Raw genomic sequence first — 19149 nt, forward strand, 5'->3', positions numbered from 1 at the left:
GGATGGTTAATATGTGATAGATGAAAGATTCCGTCTCCCTGTCTTGAGAATTCTTGACAGAAGGGGCATGAATTCATAAAATATCAAGTATTGAACGAGATCCGGATGAAGCTTCGTTAATATGGGAATAACGGTGAGAAGGAATAGTAACAGTGCACCTGGACACAGAGAGACGGCGGATGGTGAAAGCCGTACGAAGGGAACTGTGAACTCCCCTTTAAGTTGCAGAAGAGAAAAAACAGTATCTTCTGCCGTATATCCGCGTTAGGGACATCAACAGCGGGCGTGCATCTTATGCATGCCAATCAGGGTGGTACCGCGGGAATGGCAGCTGAAAGAAACAACCTCTCGTCCCTATAGGAAGCAGGTAGGGGCGGGGGTTTTTTTATGGATATATCACCGGAAAAATGAAAACGGGTACGATAAACAAAGGAGGTACATATACGATGGCTTTTCCCCACCAGGATATTGAAAAGAAATGGCAGCAGTACTGGGAAAACAATACTATTTTCAAAACGCCGGATGATCCGGAGGCCGGCGCGAAATTTTACGCGCTGGATATGTTTCCTTATCCATCTGGGGCCGGGCTTCATGTCGGCCATCCGGAAGGATATACAGCGACGGATATCATTTCCCGCATGAAGCGGATGCAGGGGTACAACGTTCTTCATCCGATGGGGTGGGACGCGTTTGGACTGCCGGCAGAGCAGTTTGCTCTTGATACAGGAAAGAATCCGGGCGAGTTCACGCAGGCAAACATCGAAACGTTCAAACGCCAGATTAAAGCGCTCGGGTTTTCCTATGACTGGGACCGGGAAATTAACACCACCGATCCGGACTACTACAAGTGGACGCAGTGGATTTTTATCCAGCTGTACAAAGAAGGTCTCGCTTATCTTGATGAAGTAGCTGTCAACTGGTGCCCGGCTCTTGGGACCGTTCTGGCCAATGAAGAAGTGATAGACGGCCGCAGTGAACGCGGCGATCATCCGGTTGAACGCCGTCCGATGAAACAGTGGATGCTGAAAATTACAGATTACGCCGACCGTCTGCTTGAAGATCTGGATGAGCTGGACTGGCCGGAAAGTGTCAAGGATATGCAGCGGAACTGGATCGGCCGCTCGGAAGGAGCGGAAGTCTATTTTGATATAGAAGGTCATGAGGAGACATTCACTGCCTTCACAACCCGGCCGGACACGTTGTTTGGAGCCACCTACTGTGTGTTTGCCCCTGAACATGAATTGATTGATGAGATTACGACAGAAGAACAGAGAGAGGCTGTAAAAGCCTATAAACAGGAAGTCGGTACGAAAAGCGACCTGGAACGGACCGAGCTGCAGAAAGAGAAGACCGGTGTGTTTACCGGAGCGTATGCTGTTAATCCGGTGAACGGGGAAAAACTGCCGATCTGGATCGCCGACTACGTCCTTGTCAGCTACGGAAGCGGAGCCATTATGGCGGTGCCGGGTCATGACCAGAGGGACTACGAATTTGCTGAAAAATTCGACCTCCCGATTGTAGAAGTCGTACAGGGAGGCAATTTAGAGGAAGAAGCATATGAAGGAGACGGTCCTCATGTGAATTCCGAATTCCTGAACGGCCTTCATACCGATGAGGCGATTTCAGCCATGACAGAACGCCTGGAGCAGGAAGGTAAAGGGAAGAAAGAAGTGACGTACCGCCTCCGCGACTGGCTTTTCAGCCGTCAGCGCTACTGGGGTGAGCCTATCCCGATGATTCATTGGGAAGATGGTTCCCTCACGCCGGTGCCCGAAGATGAACTGCCTCTGGAACTGCCGGAACTGGACGAATTTAAGCCGTCCGGCAACGGAGAGTCCCCGCTTGCCAACGCTGAAGGCTGGCTGGAAGTGACCGATCCGGCTACAGGCATGAAAGGGCGCCGTGAAACGAATACGATGCCGCAGTGGGCCGGAAGCTGCTGGTATTACCTGCGATTCATCGATCCGGATAACGAGGAAAAGCTGGCCGATGAAGAAAAGCTGAAGCACTGGCTTCCGGTGGATATCTATGTCGGCGGCGCAGAGCATGCTGTGCTGCACCTGCTTTATGCCCGCTTTTGGCACAAAGTGCTGTATGACATTGGTGTGGTTCCGACGAAGGAGCCGTTTCAGCGTCTCTATAACCAGGGCATGATCCTTGGCGAAAACAACGAGAAAATGAGTAAATCCAAAGGCAATGTCGTGAACCCGGACGATATCATTAAAACACATGGGGCTGATACTCTCCGCCTCTATGAAATGTTTATGGGGCCGCTGGAAGCGTCAGTCGCCTGGTCGGAAAACGGTCTTGACGGCGCCCGCCGCTTCCTGGACCGGGTATGGCGGATCTTCACGGATGAAAAGCAGGCTCTCAGCAGTGCTGTCACAAAGGACGGCGGCAGCGAAGAGTTTGAAAGGACCTACCATAAAACCGTTCATAAAGTAACGGAAGAGTTCAGCCACCTGCGGTTTAATACAGGTATCAGCCAGCTGATGGTGTTTATCAATGAAGCCTACAAGCAGGAGACGCTGCCGAAACCGTTGATGGAAGGATTCATTAAGCTGTTGTCGCCGGTGTCTCCCCATATCGCGGAAGAAATCTGGGAACTGCTCGGCCATGAAGGTACGATCGCCTATGAGCCGTGGCCGTCCTATGACGAGAATATGCTCGTGGAAGATGAAGTGGAAATCGTCCTTCAGGTGAACGGTAAAGTACGCGCTAAAGCAGTTGTGCCGAAAGACGCCGATCAGGAAAAGCTTGAAGAGCTTGCCAGAGAAAACGAGAAAATCAGCGAAGAAATAGAAGGAAAAACGATCCGCAAAGTCATTGCCGTCCCCGGTAGACTCGTCAATATTGTCGTTGCCGGATAAAAAGCAGCTGTTCCTCTTCGACGGGGAACAGCTGCTTTTACACGTTCGGACTGATTTCACGTGGCAGAAAAGGAATCTGCTGATTCTGCTGCTGCTCTTCCGGCCGTATATCCGGTTGAAAAGGCACACGTGATGTTGAATCCACCGGTATAGGCGTGAATATCAAGAATTTCACCGCAGAAAAAGAGTCCCTCGGTGATTTTGGATTCCATCCGCTTCGGGTGGATTTCTTTAATCGAAATGCCGCCCCCGGTCACAAAAGCATCTTCTATGGAGAGCGTACCGTTGACTTCAAACCGGAAGTCAGTCAGCAGGCCGGCAAGACGTCGGAGCGCGTCGTTTGGAATATCCTGAAGCGGTTGAGATTCCGGGATGGCTGCCTGATCAAGAAAAAAGGATAACAGGCGCTCCTGTGCGAAGTGTTTCAACGCATTTTTGGAAGCTTTAGCTCCTTCTTTCTTTTTGGCGTCTGCGAGCTGTTGAAACATGGTTTCGTTATTGGTGCCGGGAAACAGGGACAGCCCCATCGGAAGGGTTGACGTCTGATGTTTTTTTAATGCCTTTACGACGTATTGGCTGCAGCGCAGGACAATCGGTCCGGAAATACCGAAATGGGTAAAAATCATGTCTCCGCGGTGTGTTTTTATTTTCTTCCCTTTCGGATTGTAGACGGTTAAGGCAACTCCCGACAGCGACAACCCCTGCAGGGTCTTCTGCTGAATAAAAGACTCGGACGACGTAATGGGAACTTCCGTCGGATAGAGTTCTGTAATGGTATGTCCGGCCGCTTCGGCCCAAGGGTAGCCGTCCCCGGTGCTGCCGGTGTTCGGGACGGATCGGCCTCCGGTCGCGACAATTACCGTATCGGCTTCGAGTGTTTCGCCATTATCGAGTTTCATACCGGTCACCCGGCTGCTGTTAAACGTGAGGGAATCGACTTTGGTCTGAAGCCGTGTATTGACACCGAGATCCTCTATTTTCTGAAGCAGGGTCTGTACGACCGTGATGGCTTTGTCGTTCACGGGAAACATCCGCCCCATGTCTTCTTCTTTTAGAGGAATGCCGAGGTTTTCAAAAAAGGCGATGATGTCTTCGTTGTTAAAAATGGAAAAGGGACTGTACATAAACCGACCGTTTCCCGGGATGTGTTCGATCAGCTCTTTCTGCTCCATACGGTTGGTTACGTTGCAGCGTCCGCCGCCGGAGATGGCCAGTTTGCGCCCGAGCTTTTTCCCTTTATCGACAATCAGGACACTCGCTCCGTGTTCTGCAGCCGCCGTCGCAGCCATTAAACCGGCCGGACCGCCTCCGATAATAATCGTATTGTATTTCATAGTTATTCCCGCCTTATTTAATCAGTTGCAAAAAAGATGATAAGCTTAGGTTATCCAGAATGAAAGACGTTGTCAAAAGAAGGAGGAGAATGCATGCTTGAAAAAATGACGATACATACAAAACAGCATGATGAAATGGTGGACGTAACGCGGGAGGTGGAACAATGGGTACAGAAGCAGGGATTAAAAAACGGGCTCCTTGTGGTGTACTGTCCGCATACCACGGCAGGGATTACGGTCAATGAAAACGCAGACCCGGATGTGAAACACGATATGCTCATGAAACTGGATGAAGTGTATCCGTGGAATCATCCGAAATACAGGCATGCGGAGGGGAACTCGGCCTCCCACTTAAAGGCTTCCACAGTCGGAACGCAGCAGACGTTGATCATAGACGAGGGACGGATCGTTCTGGGAACCTGGCAGGGTATTTACTTCTGTGAATTCGACGGACCTCGGCAGCGCACTATGTACGTGAAGGGAATCGCTGACGCTCGAGAAGTATAGACGGCTGGTTTGTGGTAAAATGTCAGATGTTATGCAATATCAGCGATGCTGATTGGAGTGGAAGTAATGGCCGATTCAAATAAATTTTTACGGGGCACGATGCTGTTATCGGCAGCCCAGTTTTCATCCAAGTTCCTCGGGATGATGTTTGTGTTCCCTTTTGTTGCTCTCGTCGGACAGCAGGGTATGGCGCTTTACCAGTACGGATACCAGCCTTATACCATTCTGTTAAGCCTGGCGACACTCGGCGTGCCGATGGCAGTGTCCAAATTCGTGTCCAAATATAATGCGCTCGGGGATTACCGGACCGGCCGACGCCTGTTTCAGTCCGGCCTTGTGATTATGACAGGGACCGGTTTTCTGGCTTTTCTCCTTATGTTTTTCACAGCTCCGTTCATAGCGGGCTGGATTATCCCAAGTCCGGATGCCATCGGCGGAAATGACATGAGTGATGTTGTGTTCACGATACGAATGGTGAGCGCGGCGCTTCTTCTCATTCCCGGTATGTCTATTATCCGCGGCTATTTTCAGGGATTTCAGTCGATGGGACCCACCGCTGTTTCGCAGGTAGTGGAACAGATCGTACGCATCACCTTTATTTTATCGATGGCGTTTGCGGTGCTGCATATCTTCGGCGGGGACCGGGGAACGGCTGTCGGCATTGCCACGTTCGGCGCATTTGTCGGAGGAGTTGGTTCACTGGCTGTGCTGCTCATGTATTGGCGGAAACGCCGCCGTTTTCTGCACGAGCAGCTGGAGAAAAGCACCACGGATTACAATATTCCTTTAAGCACCATGTATAAAGAACTGCTTTCATATGCGCTGCCGTTATCGTTTGTCGGACTTGCCATTCCTCTTTTTCAGATGATTGACCTGTTTACATTCAACAATGCCCTGACAGCCTCACAGGAATTTACGCAGAGGGCGGCGGAAAGGGCATACGGGGCGTTTTCAGGATCCGCCCATAAGCTGATTTTAATTCCCGTCGCTCTGGCTACCGCGATGTCTGTGACGTTAATCCCGGCGATTACGAATGCGTATACCAATGACAACAAAGAGATGCTCCAGCGTCAGATTACGCAGACGTATCAGGTCATTCTTTTTCTTGCCGTGCCGGCAGCAGCCGGGTTGATGGTTCTGTCCTATCCGACGTTTGCCGTCCTTTTCGGTATAGATGATATGGAACTTGGCGGATACATCCTGCGATATTACGCGCCCGCCGCCGTCTTCTTTTCCATTTTTTCCGTGACGGCAGCCGTTCTGCAGGGAATCAATAGACAGAGCTATGTCGTTGCTTCTCTGTTCATCGGGCTTTGTATTAAAGGAATGACGGCTTATCTGTTTCTGTATTATATGGGACCTGTGGGAGGTAGTTTCAGCACGCTCGCCGGCTATGCTGCAGCTGTTGGCATGAATATACGGGGGATCGCTCGATTTACAGGTTTTAATTACCGCAAATTAACGAAGCGTGCGATGCTGATCGTTGTTCTTACTGTTGTGATGGCTGCGGCTGCCACCATTGTGAAGGAGGGGGCGGAGACAATGTTTCCGCTGCAGTCCTGGCAGCATGCGTTTCTGGTAGAAATGTTCAGTGTAGCCGCGGGAGCAGGAGTGTATTTTATTTTAAGTATAAAAACCGGGCTGGCAGGCATGGTTCTCGGGAATCGTTTTACTTTCCTGAGACGGCCGGGAAAAACTGCTCCATGAGGGATAATCCTGAAACAAGGACCAGGTCCTCTTTTTCAGGGCCGCAGCCGGTGGTATAATATAGCAACACCCGAAAATCGGGTAATAATAATGCTGAAGGGACGCGCAGTTACCCTGGAGGTACAATGAAAACAAGACGTTACAAAGATTATGACTGGTGGTTAATAAGCGCAGCGATGCTGCTCAGTGTATTTGGTGTCATCATGATATACAGTGCCAGTTTTCCGCTGGCTATTGATGTGTATGACAACCCTTCCCATTTTTTTGACAGACAGCTGATCTGGCTGACTGTCGGCAGTGGACTTCTGTTTTTCTTTATGCATTTCCGTTACGAAGCTCTGAAAAGACTTTCTCCGCTGTTGATTGCCGGGACGATTCTGCTTCTTATTCTCGTTCTTTTGATCGGGACAAACATCCGCGGCGCGACGAGCTGGATTTCGATTGGCTCGTTTACCATACAGCCGTCCGAATTTGTGAAGCTGGCGGTAATTATTTACCTGGCCCAGGTTTACTCCCAGAAGCAGTCCTACATTAATAAATTCGTCAGCGGAGTGATCCCTCCGCTTGTCCTGGTTGTATTTGTGTTCTCTCTCATCATGCTTCAGCCGGATCTTGGAACGGCTGCTGCGATATTAATGACAGCAGGGATCATCGTTTTTCTCTCCGGAGCGAAAATGAGGCATATAACAGTTCTTGCTCTTTTGTCCGGAAGCGTGATCACCTATTTTGCCATCAGTGAGTCATACCGTATGCAGCGTCTGATTGCATTCCGGGATCCTTTTGAAACGGCCGAACGCGCAAGTGGAGGTGCCTATCAGCTTATACAGTCGTATATATCCATGGCACATGGAGGATTGACAGGAACGGGTCTCGGACAGAGTGTGCAGAAAATGCATTATCTGCCGGATCCCCATACGGATTTTATTTTAGCGGTCATTGCCGAGGAATTAGGCATCTTCGGCATTGGATTTGTTATTATCTGTCTGTTGACCATTGTCTGGAGGGGGATAAAGGCAGGCATCCGCTGCCGGCAGACGTTCGGGACGCTTCTGGCTTTCGGTATCGTCTTCCAGATTGGCAGCCAGTCTGTTGTAAACGCCGGAGCAGCAACAGGACTGCTGCCGATTACCGGACTTCCTTTTCCGTTTTTAAGTTATGGAGGGTCCTCCCTGCTTGTTTCCATGACCGGTATTGGTATCCTCGCAAATATTTCAAGAGAAGGGAAACGGGCCAAAAGGGAAAGAGATGAACAATCTGCTGCATAATGATGCAGAAAGACGAAGGGGGAAATGAGATGCTGATCGCAGGATACGGTAAACTAACGAAAATGATTCTTTCGCTCCATCAGGGGGAAAAACATTTTCACATTTTCAACCGCACTTCCTGGAAAGTGGAACAGGCATCAGCCTCCGATCCCCGGATCCGTTTCTGTCCTCCTTCCTCCTTTTCCGGACACCATCACATTCTGCTGGCACTCCCACCGGAAGCTGTCATCCCTTTTTTACGGGAGTATCGAACCTATTTTGCTCCGCGCAGCATCTTTTATCTGATGTCTACATCGCTGTATGCAGAAACCGTACAGCATACTCTGCCGGACTTCCGGATTGTTCCTCTTAAATTTCCCGGACATGCTGTACAGGCTGAAAAAGAAAAGAATGGAGCTCTGTTTGTTATGCCGGAGGAATATAGAAAGGAACGTGAATTTGTCCGGAAATGGCTCGGTCCTTTTATTCAGGTAGCTGAAGGAACAGAGGAAATGGTGGAACGAGCGAATAAAACAGCGGTGGAGGAAACGATGAACATGATCGACGCTCTCGAGGAGCGTCTGGAACAGCAGAATGTTTCACCGGAGGTACAGAAAGCCGTGTTTGCCGGCATTCCAGCAGGCGTAACCGATGCTCATCTAAAAGGAGCGCACGGAAGTTTTGCCAAACAGATATGGCGGGAGCTGCAGCAGAAAAAAGGAGAGAACATGGATGAGAGCGGATAAATTACTGGCCGATACCGGTTTCGGTACGAGAAAAGACGTCAAAAAGCTCCTTAAACAGGGAGCTGTTACAGCGGACGGGAAGAAAATTACAAACGGGGCCGTCCACCTCGATCCGGAGACCCAGAACATTGAAGTGAAAGGAGAGACGCTTGTATACCGCAGATTTATTTACTTAATGATGCATAAACCGGCGGGCATCATCTGTGCCACGGAAGATGACATGCATGAAACCGTGCTGGATGTACTGGAATGGGAAGACGTGGTGCGTCATCCATTTCCAGTGGGCCGTTTGGATAAGGATACAGAAGGGATGCTTCTTCTCACCAATGACGGAAAGTTCGCCCATGCCCTGACGTCGCCGAAGAAAGGAGTGCCGAAAATCTATGAGGTGCTGCTGGACCGGCCGGCGTCACAGGAAGATGCAGACGCGTTCACGGAAGGCATTACCCTTGATGATGGTTATGAAGCGAAGCCGGCTGAACTTGAGCTGATGCCGCAAGATCCGGACCGTGTAAGAGTGACCATCAGGGAAGGAAAATATCATCAGGTGAAACGGATGTTTGAAGCAGTAGGGAAAAAGGTTCTTTATTTAAAACGTGTCCAGATCGGTTCGCTGGAGCTTGATGAAGAGCTGGAAGCCGGAGAATACCGTGAGATGGAAGAAGAAGAAGTCCAGCAGCTGCTGGAAGAAGCCTATCATCGTGACAAGACGGAACCGCCGCGCTGATGAAGCAGTCCGGCGGTTCCGTCTTTATACGTCTTTCATTATTAAATATCAGGATACTTTCACTTTCTTCTTTGTCAATGTCCATTTCCCTCTGGAAGGGCTGTGCACCAATTGATTGTATTCCAGCACATTCAGGTCCCGCTGAATCGTCCGCTGGGTGATTCCGAATTCGTCAACCAGTTCCCTCGTTGTCACCGTTCCTTTCTCTTTGATATAAAGATAAATCGATTTTACCCGGGTGATCATGCGGTCGGTTGATGGCCTCAAAAAACCACTCCTTAGCTTTAATGAATGGGGAGATGTTCTCCCGGGGCGTTCATCATGCTGTACTGTTTCCGCATTGACAGGAAAACGATGCAGGGGTTGTTGTTTGATGCAGTAGTGTAACAAGGTCCAAAACGATCAATGGTACATGAATGGATCCATCCTATCAATGGCCCCCAATGTTGTAGTTGCATTATACAATAATTCTTCTGTGCACGCAAAGCACATCAAAATGATTTTTGCAATACTTAATAAAAAATATAGAAAAGTCATATTTTTTCGGAAGAGTGTTTACAAAGAAACAGGAAGCACCAAGTACAGATGCTTCCTCCTCTTTCTTTTAATCTTCGCTGCTTGCAAAAAGGTCGGTGGAAAGATAGCGTTCTCCAGTGTCACAGGCGATGACGACAACGATTTCGCCGGGATTCATCTGCCGGGCCGTTTCCATTCCGGCGAAACAAGCCGCGCCGGAGGAGGGTCCGACGAGAATGCCTTCTTTACAGGCAAGGTCGCGGGCTGTTTTATACGCATCTTCGTCGGGAATTTTATAAATATGGCTGTATATATCCTGGTTGAGGACAGGCGGTATAAAGCCGGGGCTGGTGCCGACCAGTTTATGCGGACCTGGTTCTCCGCCCGATAAAACCGGTGATCCTTTTGGTTCCACGACATGAATGGCTGCATCCGGGTAGGAAGAGCGGAGTGATTCCCCTGTTCCGGTAATCGTCCCTCCTGTGCCGGATGCGGCGACAAACGCGCCGAGAGGTTTTCCCAGCTCGTCCAATGCTTCTTTAATTTCTTCCGCGGTACCTGTACGGTGCGCGTCCGGGTTGTCTTCATTTTCAAACTGCATCGGCATAAAGCTGGATGGTATCTCCTCTACGAGCTCATGCGCACGTTCTATGGCTCCAGGCATCTTTTTCCTGCCGGGCGTGAGCTCCACCTCCGCTCCGTAAGCTTTCAGTAAATTAATACGTTCTGTGGACATGGTGTCCGGCATCACCAGAATACAGCGATAGCCTTTAGCGGAGGCGTTCATGGCCAAACCGATTCCGGTGTTGCCGGAGGTAGGCTCAATGATGACAGAATCCGGATCCAGAAGTCCTTTGCTTTCTGCCTGTACGATCATATTTCTGGAGGCACGGTCTTTTACGCTGCCGCTCGGATTCTGGAATTCAAGCTTCAGATATATGTCAGCTCCCTCTTCGGCAGGGAGGCGGTTCAGTTTAACCAAAGGGGTGTCTCCTACTAAGTCGGAGATATTTGATACAGTGTACATGGCGGTCACTTCCTTTTCCTCTAATCGATTGTAGACCTTATCGTAACATATCCTTTCCTTTATCTTCTATTTACACAAAGAGGCAGGGATGAATCTGTTTTTAGCCAATATCTGTTTCTTTCGATATAATGAGAGGAGCACGATTGCAAGCGGAAGGAGGTTCGGTATGGAAGCACACTATTTTATTGCGCTGGCGCTGCCGGAACAGATAAAAGAAAGAATCGCTGCGTGGAGAACAACGGTATCCGGGGAATTTTCATTTAAAAATTGGGTGCACCCTGAAGATTATCACATCACCCTGTTTTTTCTGGGGGCAGCAGAAGAACGGACCGTTCAGAAGACGGCCGGGAAAGTGAAAAGAAGCTGCCGGAGGAGTCCGGTTTTTACCATGAAAACAGGGGGGATCGGATATTTCGGATCCTATGATGCTCCAAAAGTGTTATGGGCGGACACGGACTGTCCGGAAGAACTGGTCTTTTTGCAGCAGGATGTATCAAAAAGCTGCACGTCCCTCGGGTTTTCAGAAGAAAAAAGGGCGTACCGGCCTCATATTACAATCGCAAGGAAATGGACGGGGAGCGCGTCTTTTTCCGACTGTGCGGAATTGGTTCCGGAACTGGAAACAATGACCTGGCAGGTGAAGGAAGCTGTGCTGTTTCGAACACACCTTCATCAGGAACCCAAGTATGAAAGAGTGGATACCTTTCCGCTTTCTGTCGATAAAGGAAAATAAGACGTCAATGAAATGTTGGTAGGTAGAGGATAATAATGGAAACCATTCGAATGATGTTTCACATCGCTATTCTATTTATCTTTTATTATACAGGTGTCTGGATTCAGGAAATGTTCCAGATTATGATCCCCGGCAGTATCATAGGGATGCTGCTGCTGCTTCTCTGTTTTTCCCTGAAGGTGGTGAACCCATCCTGGGTGGAGAAAGGGGCGTCGCTGCTTCTGTCCCATATGCCGCTCCTTTTTCTTCCGGTTACGGCTGGGATCATTGCCTATGCGGGCCTGTTTGCCGGTGATGGGATATGGCTTATTGTTACTGCTTACGTCAGTACCCTGCTTGTTCTGGTAACATCCGGATGGACGGTTCAGCTTCTGTTGAAAAGGAGGGGGCTCGATGACTGAATGGCTTACGGCATTTGCCGCTGCAGCGGGAACAATCATGGTATATATGGCTGTCCGCCGGTTTTACCGGCGTTTTCCCTACCCTTTCACCCTTCCTATTGTTACTGGAACGATAACGATTGTTTTGGTTTTATTAATAACAGATATCTCTTATTCGACCTACATGACAGGAGGACAATGGATTGAGAGGCTGCTGGGCCCTGCTGTTGTGGCGCTGGCCCTGCCGTTGTACAAGCAGCGGGAAATCCTGAAAAAGTATGCACTCCCGCTTACTGCAGGTGTATCGGTTGGAGCAGTATCCGGCGTCGTGTCGGGATATTTCCCCTCGAAATGGCTGGGCATAAACGATGAACTGATTGCCACGGTCCTGCCAAAGTCGGTTACCACCCCCGTTGCAATGGATATTGCCGACACGGCCGGCGGCATTCCAGCTGTTGCAGCTGTCTTTGTGATGGTTGCAGGAATCGGCGGGGTGGTAACAGCATCTTATTTATTTTCATCGGTTGGAATTACCAGGACATTAGCGAAAGGAATCGCACTGGGAAGCGCTTCACATGCGATCGGTACAGCAAAAGCTCTTGAAAATAGTGAACTTGAAGGGACGGCAGGATCGGTTGCCATGACCCTGAGTGCTCTGCTTCTGTCATTTATCACCCCGTTACTGACAGCGATTTTCTTTTCATGAGGAGGCAGCAATGTGGCTCACTTAATAAAACTGGAAGATTATACGTCAAGATACATGCATGATATGCAGCGGTATCTGAGCCGTTTTTCCCGGCTGAAAAAAGAACGCTGGGAAGCGATGAAACGGGACTGGAGAAAGGTGAATAACGACCGGCCTTTCGAGTCCACGCAGGAAGAATCATTGGAGGATTGGCTGGAAGAAGCCGAAAACGGAATGCTCCACGGTGCCCTCAGCCGGCTGAAACAGTTCCAGGAGCGGGGAAAAAAACGAAACCAGAACCATGATGCGGATGAACGGACGCTGTTTTATGAAGGAAAGTCTCTCGATGAACTGAAAGATCTGTTTTATGAGGACCTGTTCATGGCTCAGCTGCGTTGGGCAAGTGCTTCGCTGCTGGAAGAATCACGTATGGATCCCATGTATAAATACGATCAGATTCTAAGATTCCTGCTGCGCAACCTGCCTGATAATTATCTCGTCCTGTATTATCCGGTCTTTTCTGTCGGCCGCGCACCGCTTGATATGGATATCATTCTTGTCAGCCCGACTGCGATCATCTGTCTCGCTTATCTTCCCGGAGAGAAAAACAGTGTTTTTGAAACATCGTCGGGCCGCTACTGGAATGAGTATGTGCACAAAAGCAGGAAGCGGATCATTAATCCGGTCATCTCCCTGAACCGGATGACGAGCGTCATCCAGTCTATTTTCAAGGAGGAGTCCCCGGAGATGGAGCTGCATCGGGCTGTATGGTCTCCTTCTTCAGTTATCGACCACCGGGTGGCGGGAATGAAAGTGGAGATGGCGGACAAAAGAAATCACGATGCCTGGTTTGATAAAATTAAACGAAATCCCTCGCCCATCAAGAAAAATCAGCTGTATGCGGCAGAAACCTTACTGCAGCATACGCTGACGACTTCCTTCAGGCGGAGGGAGGAGATGGAAGATAGGGAAGGGGAAGATTGATCAGTTAAAAATGATGGTTTTGTTTTCAAAAACGAGAATTTTGTCCTGGATATGCCAGTCCACGGCGCGGGCCAGGGCAATTTTTTCTACATTCCGGCCGGCGATTTTCAATTCTTCTGCAGAATAGCGGTGATTAACCCGCAGCACTTCCTGATCAATAATCGGACCTTCATCGAGATCATCGGTGATATAATGGGCAGTGGCTCCGATCAACTTCACCCCGCGGTCAAAAGCTTTTTGATACGGATTGGCCCCGATAAAAGCCGGCAGGAAAGAGTGATGGATATTGATGACTTTGTGCCGGAAGGTTTCCACAAAAGAAGGAGATAGAATCTGCATGTAACGGGCAAGCACGATAAAATCAATGTTATAGGATTCCAGTATCTCTTTCTGTTTCTGTTCGGCTTCTGCTTTTGTATCTTTGGTTACCGGAATGTGCCGGAAAGGGATGCCGTAACTTTCGACAATATCACGGAGCTGATCGTGATTGCTGATGACGACAGGGATGTCCACTTCCAGTTCACCGGAACGCCAGCGCCACAACAGTTCCAGAAGGCAGTGGTCTTCTTTGGATACAAAAACGGCCATTTTTTTTCTTTTTCGTTCCTGCTCCAGTCTCCAGCTCATCTGGAAAGAGTCGGCGATCGGAGCAAAGTCCTGAAGAATACGGTGGAATCCTTCTTCAAAAGAGGGAAGCGTAAATTCAATACGCATGAAAAATGTTCCGCCCTCCGGATCTGTGCTGTATTGATCGGACTGTACAATATTGGCATGCTGCTCCTGCAGATACTGCGATACAGCAGCCACGATGCCGGGCTGGTCCGGACAGGAGATAAGCAGCCGGGCCCGGTTGGATAAATGGGTGTCGTGCATGACAATAATCCTCCAATTTCATATCATTCATACGTCATTTACTATATCACTCCTGCAAGGTAAAAAAAAGAAGAAGAACCCCGGGACGGCACATGCCTGCATCAGCCGCCTCTTCCCGTCCCCGGAGCGAACAGAGGTTGTCATTGACGATTCATAAAAATCTTTGATACTATAAAAAACGATTCGCTCTTTTACGACATCGATCATGCTTGAAAATCTGGGACTTACCGGTATGATGCGGTTTCATACAGATTTTTGATATTATAGAATTTATTTTAGAGAAACAGACGGACTTCTGCCGGACCTTGATGGTTGAAAGAGGAAACTGTGAAAACGAGGGTGAAGGTATGGATCTTCTATTGGGAAATGAATGGACCGTTGAACCCGCAGGCGGAACGACCGGAGAAGCGTATATAGCCTGGGCTGGAGAACAGAAGTTGTTTTTGAAACGCAACTCGTCCCCGTTTTTAGCAGTACTTTCTGCCGAAGGAATTGTTCCCAAGTTATTATGGACAAAACGGCTCGAAAACGGTGATGTCATTACCGCGCAGCGGTGGGTGCACGGAAGGGAACTGCGTGCCTCTGATATGAATCGTGCGGATGTGGCTGAATTATTGAGTAAAATTCATGCATCCAGCGAACTGCTTGATATGTTTAAACGCATTGGAAACGAACCGCTGACGCCGTCGATCATCGTTGAAAATCTAAAAACGCAGATGCAGCATGATGAATCTCATCCTCCATTATTTCAGGAAGCCCTTCATTATCTGCTTGCCGATTATCAGGAAGTGACAGCTTCTCCGCTCGTTGTTTGTCACTGTGATATGAACCATAATAACTGGATGATCAATTCCGACCACGAATTATATTTAATTGACTGGGACGGGGCGACGGTTGCTGATCCTGCTTTTGATCTGGGACTGCTGTTATATGAATATATACCGGTGGAGGAATGGGAACAGTGGCTTCATCATTACGGACTGCCGCTCACCCGGAACCTGAAACGGCGGATGCACTGGTATGTAACAGCAAATGCTCTGGATCATGCCTTTTACTATCGGAATAAAGGTTCTTATGAGCAGGCATCTTCGTGGACAGATTATCTCCGTCAGTTAGTATACGGTACTGTTTAAAAAGGACAGTCAAGGAAAGTCCGGCTTTGTGATGCCGGACTTTTCCAGTATCGAAAAACCTTCCGCTGCATGAAACAGGAGGAATAGCATTGAGACTGCGTCATAAACCGTGGGCAAAAGACTGGATCAGGAACCATCCGGAATTTGTCATTTCAGACCCGTCCCAGGTGCCGGGCGGATGGAAAGACCTATTTGGCAACAGCCGGCCGATATACGTGGAACTTGGTACAGGCAAAGGAAAATTTATTGATGAAATGAGCCGGGCCTACCCGGATATCAATTTTATCGGAATGGAAAAATACGAAAGTGTGCTTGTTACAGGTCTGCAGCGTCTCCTGCATGAACGACGGGACAATGTCCGTTTTATACACGGGGATGTCATCGATCTGCTGGATTTTTTCAGGGAAAATGAAATAGAGCGCCTGTTTATCAATTTTACCGATCCGTGGCCTAAAACCCGCCATGAAAAAAGAAGGCTGACCTATAAAACCTTTTTATCCCTGTATGAAAAAGTACTGCAAAACGGGCACGATATCCATATGAAAACCGATAATCAAAAACTGTTTGAATACAGCCTGGAGAGCATGTCGAGGTATGGTATGGTCCTGAAGAATATATCTCTTGATCTTCATAACAGCGGAATGGAACATAATATCATGACAGAGTACGAGAGGAAGTTCTACCAGAAAGGACAGCCGATTTACAGACTGGAAGCTTTTTACCCGGAACACGCGAAGGAAATCGACGAATAGGAGGGGTTCTGTGGATCAGCTGACGTTCGGGGATTATACCCTGACCTGGCTCAGAGGAGGCGTTACTCATCTCGATGGCGGTGCCGTTTTCGGAGTGGTGCCGAAACCACTCTGGTCGGGTAAATATCCCGCAAACGAAAAAAACCAGGTGGAGATGCGGAGCGATCCAATACTGGTACAGGGAAACGGCAGAACAATGCTGATTGAAGCCGGGATCGGCAGCGGCCGTTTTACTGAAAAACAGATACGGAATTTTGGTATTACGGAAGAATCCTATGCTGTAGAGGATCTGCATGATCTCGGATTAACAACGGCTGATATTGAGGATGTACTGATGACACACATGCATTATGATCATGCTGCCGGTCTGGTGAAGCATCAGGACGGCAAAGATGTTCCGGCCTTTGAGAACGCGGTGATCCGCACTTCGGCCGAGGAATGGGAAGAAACGAAACATCCTAATATCCGGTCAGCGAACACATACTGGGAACAAAACTGGAAGCCGGTGCGCCACCGCGTGGAAACGTATGAAACATCATACAGCCCCGCACCGGGAATTACGATGCAGAAAACAGGCGGCCACAGCCGCGGCATGAGCATCATTACCATCGAACAGGATGGAAAAATGCTGATTCATATGGCGGACAATATGCCGACGCATGCTCACCAACACGTGCTGTGGGTAACCGCCTATGATGATTATCCCATCGACTCCATTGCCGTGAAAGAAAAATATATGGATATCGGTTACAGAAACCAGGCCTGGTACACCTTTTACCATGACTATAAATACAGGGCGCTGCAGTTTGATGAAGATAAAAATATACACCAGCAGGTACTGCGGAGGTCATAGGTTTTTAGAGAATGGGACAAAATTATAAAATGAATGAAAAATTCCGAACGATTCTTAAGTGAATCATTCGGAATTTTTGTTTTGCATCCTACAACGCTTCGTCAAAACACTTCACTTTCCACGGGGGCAGCCTGCTTTTCTAACCAGCGGAAGCCGGCTGCAGCGAGCTAGTCGTTTATTCGGGTTTTCAGTTGGCTTCTATCCTTTTGTCCCAGACTCTTTTTGTTGTTTCAAATAATTGAATGAAAACAATCACTTTTTACGGAAAATTGATTGTTATTGATTGATTTTGATTGAAAACGAGTATATACTGGAAGCAGATAGAAAGAGGTAAGCGTTTCCTTTTTATGCTGATAGGAGGCAGAGATTAGATATGCTTCATACAGAACGCAGAGAAGAGATATTAAAAGTGCTGCAGTCCCGGGAGACAGCGTCTGTACAGGAATTGGTTTCGGCTGTGGGGGCATCTGAATCAACAATCAGACGGGATTTGACCGAGCTGGAATCTGAAAAGTATGTAAAGCGCTTACACGGAGGGGCATCCCTGTTAAAACGAAAACTGGAAGAACCCACGGTTGCCGAAAAGCAAAGTGTTAATCAGGAAGAAAAAAGAAGGCTTGCCGCAGAAGTAGCTTCCATGATTAAAGACCATGACTGTTTGTTCCTCGATGCCGGAACGACCACCGTGGAGGTCATTCCTCATTTAGCAGGCAAAAAGGTAGTCGTGGTGACCAACGGCATCCCCCATGTGCCGCTTCTCCTGGAGCAGGGTGTTCAGACGTATGTGACCGGCGGCAAGGCAAAACCCGGTACTTCCGCTCTGACCGGTGAAAAAGCAGCCATGTCCCTGCGCGAATTCCGTTTCGATGCCTGTTTTCTTGGAATGAATGCGGTGGATGCAGAAAATGGTTATACCACTCCGGATCCGGAGGAAGCTTATGTAAAGAAAACGGCACTCTCTTTATCCTCGAGATCATGGGTGCTCGTCGACCACTCCAAATTGGGCGAAATTTCTTTTGCCAGTGTCGCAGAGGTGGAACGCGCATCTATTATTACCTCGGCGGGGATCGATAACGAACAGCTTGAGAAGCTGCAGCAACGAACAGAAGTAAAGGTCGTGAAAACATGATTTATACGGTAACCCTTAATCCAGCTCTGGATTATGTCGTAGACGTTCCCGGATTCCGGGAAGGAACAGTCAACCGGTCGCGGGAGGATATCAAATATCCAGGCGGCAAAGGAATTAACGTATCCCGGGTACTGTACCGCCTCGGAATGCCGAATACCGCGCTCGGTTTCATCGGAGGCTTTACCGGCAGTTATATTAAAGATGTGTTGAAAAGGGAAGGCATTCATACTGATTTCACCGCTGTCGACGGGGATACACGGATTAACGTCAAAATAAGGGGGGATGAGGAAACAGAAGTGAACGGCACATCACCTGCCGTCACGGATCAGCACACCAAAGCTCTCGAATCCGGACTTGAACAGCTCGAAGAAGGAGATGAGGTTGTTCTCGCCGGCAGTCTTCCCGCCATGCTCGGGTCCTCGTATTATCGGGAACTTTTGCACACCTTGAAACGGCAGAAGGTCCGGGTGTATCTCGACACAAGCGGGGAGCCGTTAAAAGAAGCATTGAAAGCCGGGCCGTATTTTATAAAGCCGAATCACAACGAACTTGGAGAACTTTATGATGTCTCGATTGAGCAGGCAGACGATGCCGCGTATTACGGCAGAAAATTAATGGAAGCGTACGGCATCGAACATGTTATTGTTTCCATGGCCGGTGAAGGAGCGGTTTATCTTCATCCGGAAGGTGCCTGCCGGGCCGTCCCTCCGAAACGCAAAGCGGTCAACTCTGTCGGGGCAGGAGATTCACTGGTAGCCGGCTTTATTGCGGGAAGGAAAACGTTCGACAGCCCTGAGGATATTCTCGCATTTGCCTCGGCTGCCGGAAGCGCTACGGCGTTTTCTGAAACATTCTGTACCAAAGATGAAGTGGAAGAGCTCCAAAGAGAGATAAAAGTGGAGCCGCTGGACGAAGAGAGCCGCGTGAATTCAAAAAAGGGGTGAAACAC

General features: G+C 48.9%; 19 protein-coding genes and 1 other annotated feature. Of the genes, 15 read left to right on the forward strand and 4 right to left on the reverse strand.

What is annotated here, in order from left to right:
• The first annotated feature begins 124 nt into the window (after positions 1-124).
• Positions 125-359: a binding site (T-box leader), on the forward strand.
• 87 nt (positions 360-446) lie between these two features.
• Positions 447-2870 carry a leucine--tRNA ligase gene (leuS, locus tag ACW9JV_RS05015; RefSeq protein WP_457331968.1) on the forward strand — a complete coding sequence of 808 codons (2424 nt, stop codon included), beginning with the start codon at positions 447-449 and terminating at the stop codon, positions 2868-2870.
• Positions 2871-2926: 56 nt separating this feature from the next.
• Here the strand turns inward: leuS and ACW9JV_RS05020 are convergent, their stop codons facing one another.
• Entirely contained in the window at positions 2927-4204 is a 1278-nt protein-coding gene (locus ACW9JV_RS05020) for an NAD(P)/FAD-dependent oxidoreductase (RefSeq protein WP_457331970.1), read from the reverse strand.
• 93 nt (positions 4205-4297) lie between these two features.
• Between ACW9JV_RS05020 and ACW9JV_RS05025 the strand changes: the two genes are divergently transcribed.
• The 5 genes from ACW9JV_RS05025 (at position 4298) to ACW9JV_RS05045 (ending at position 9135) form a co-directional block, all read left to right on the forward strand.
• Positions 4298-4711 (forward strand): secondary thiamine-phosphate synthase enzyme YjbQ, encoded by a 414-nt coding sequence (locus ACW9JV_RS05025; RefSeq protein ID WP_457331972.1) that lies wholly within the window; start codon positions 4298-4300, stop codon positions 4709-4711.
• Between the two features lie 66 nt (positions 4712-4777).
• A complete protein-coding gene (locus ACW9JV_RS05030; RefSeq protein ID WP_457331974.1) occupies positions 4778-6418 on the forward strand; it encodes a putative polysaccharide biosynthesis protein in 1641 nt (546 codons plus the stop codon).
• Positions 6419-6543: 125 nt separating this feature from the next.
• Positions 6544-7683 carry a putative lipid II flippase FtsW gene (gene ftsW / locus ACW9JV_RS05035; RefSeq protein WP_457331976.1) on the forward strand — a complete coding sequence of 380 codons (1140 nt, stop codon included), beginning with the start codon at positions 6544-6546 and terminating at the stop codon, positions 7681-7683.
• Between the two features lie 29 nt (positions 7684-7712).
• Positions 7713-8408, forward strand: a complete 696-nt coding sequence (locus tag ACW9JV_RS05040; RefSeq protein WP_457331978.1) for a hypothetical protein — start codon at positions 7713-7715, stop codon at positions 8406-8408.
• Positions 8395-9135 carry a pseudouridine synthase gene (locus ACW9JV_RS05045; RefSeq protein WP_457331980.1) on the forward strand — a complete coding sequence of 247 codons (741 nt, stop codon included), beginning with the start codon at positions 8395-8397 and terminating at the stop codon, positions 9133-9135. Before ACW9JV_RS05040 ends, ACW9JV_RS05045 begins: the two co-directional genes overlap by 14 nt.
• Before the next feature lie 48 nt (positions 9136-9183).
• Here the strand turns inward: ACW9JV_RS05045 and ACW9JV_RS05050 are convergent, their stop codons facing one another.
• On the reverse strand, positions 9184-9402 hold the full coding sequence (locus ACW9JV_RS05050) for a DeoR family transcriptional regulator (RefSeq protein ID WP_457331982.1): 219 nt from the start codon (positions 9400-9402) through the stop codon (positions 9184-9186).
• A 337-nt stretch (positions 9403-9739) separates the two neighbouring features.
• On the reverse strand, positions 9740-10678 hold the full coding sequence (cysK, locus tag ACW9JV_RS05055) for a cysteine synthase A (RefSeq protein WP_457331984.1): 939 nt from the start codon (positions 10676-10678) through the stop codon (positions 9740-9742).
• A gap of 166 nt (positions 10679-10844) precedes the next feature.
• Between cysK and thpR the strand changes: the two genes are divergently transcribed.
• From thpR to ACW9JV_RS05075, 4 genes are read left to right on the forward strand one after another with little or no spacing between them, the layout of a single operon-like run.
• Positions 10845-11411 carry an RNA 2',3'-cyclic phosphodiesterase gene (gene thpR / locus ACW9JV_RS05060; protein WP_457331986.1) on the forward strand — a complete coding sequence of 189 codons (567 nt, stop codon included), beginning with the start codon at positions 10845-10847 and terminating at the stop codon, positions 11409-11411.
• Positions 11412-11446: 35 nt separating this feature from the next.
• Positions 11447-11812: a CidA/LrgA family protein gene (locus ACW9JV_RS05065; protein WP_457331988.1), complete on the forward strand. Its 366-nt coding sequence runs from the start codon at positions 11447-11449 to the stop codon at positions 11810-11812.
• Positions 11805-12497 carry an LrgB family protein gene (locus ACW9JV_RS05070; RefSeq protein ID WP_457331990.1) on the forward strand — a complete coding sequence of 231 codons (693 nt, stop codon included), beginning with the start codon at positions 11805-11807 and terminating at the stop codon, positions 12495-12497. Before ACW9JV_RS05065 ends, ACW9JV_RS05070 begins: the two co-directional genes overlap by 8 nt.
• Positions 12498-12509: 12 nt before the next feature.
• Positions 12510-13460, forward strand: a complete 951-nt coding sequence (locus tag ACW9JV_RS05075; RefSeq protein ID WP_457331992.1) for a nuclease-related domain-containing protein — start codon at positions 12510-12512, stop codon at positions 13458-13460.
• On the opposite strand, the gene purU is transcribed toward ACW9JV_RS05075, so the two are convergent.
• Positions 13461-14333 carry a formyltetrahydrofolate deformylase gene (gene purU / locus ACW9JV_RS05080; RefSeq protein WP_457331994.1) on the reverse strand — a complete coding sequence of 291 codons (873 nt, stop codon included), beginning with the start codon at positions 14331-14333 and terminating at the stop codon, positions 13461-13463.
• A gap of 347 nt (positions 14334-14680) precedes the next feature.
• Between purU and ACW9JV_RS05085 the strand changes: the two genes are divergently transcribed.
• The 5 genes from ACW9JV_RS05085 (at position 14681) to pfkB (ending at position 19144) form a co-directional block, all read left to right on the forward strand.
• Complete coding sequence (locus ACW9JV_RS05085; RefSeq protein WP_457331996.1) at positions 14681-15466, forward strand: phosphotransferase; 786 nt, start codon at positions 14681-14683, stop codon at positions 15464-15466.
• A gap of 89 nt (positions 15467-15555) precedes the next feature.
• The gene (trmB, locus tag ACW9JV_RS05090; protein WP_457331998.1) at positions 15556-16218 is read left to right on the forward strand and encodes a tRNA (guanosine(46)-N7)-methyltransferase TrmB; all 663 of its coding nucleotides are present in this window, start codon (positions 15556-15558) and stop codon (positions 16216-16218) included.
• 10 nt (positions 16219-16228) lie between these two features.
• Complete coding sequence (locus ACW9JV_RS05095; RefSeq protein ID WP_457332000.1) at positions 16229-17071, forward strand: MBL fold metallo-hydrolase; 843 nt, start codon at positions 16229-16231, stop codon at positions 17069-17071.
• Between the two features lie 373 nt (positions 17072-17444).
• Positions 17445-18200 (forward strand): DeoR/GlpR family DNA-binding transcription regulator, encoded by a 756-nt coding sequence (locus ACW9JV_RS05100; RefSeq protein WP_457332002.1) that lies wholly within the window; start codon positions 17445-17447, stop codon positions 18198-18200.
• The gene (gene pfkB, locus ACW9JV_RS05105) at positions 18197-19144 is read left to right on the forward strand and encodes a 1-phosphofructokinase (RefSeq protein WP_457332004.1); all 948 of its coding nucleotides are present in this window, start codon (positions 18197-18199) and stop codon (positions 19142-19144) included. The genes ACW9JV_RS05100 and pfkB overlap by 4 nt, the downstream gene beginning before the upstream one ends.
• The last annotated feature ends 5 nt before the right edge of the window (positions 19145-19149 follow it).

The organism is Salibacterium sp. K-3, from assembly GCF_054052005.1.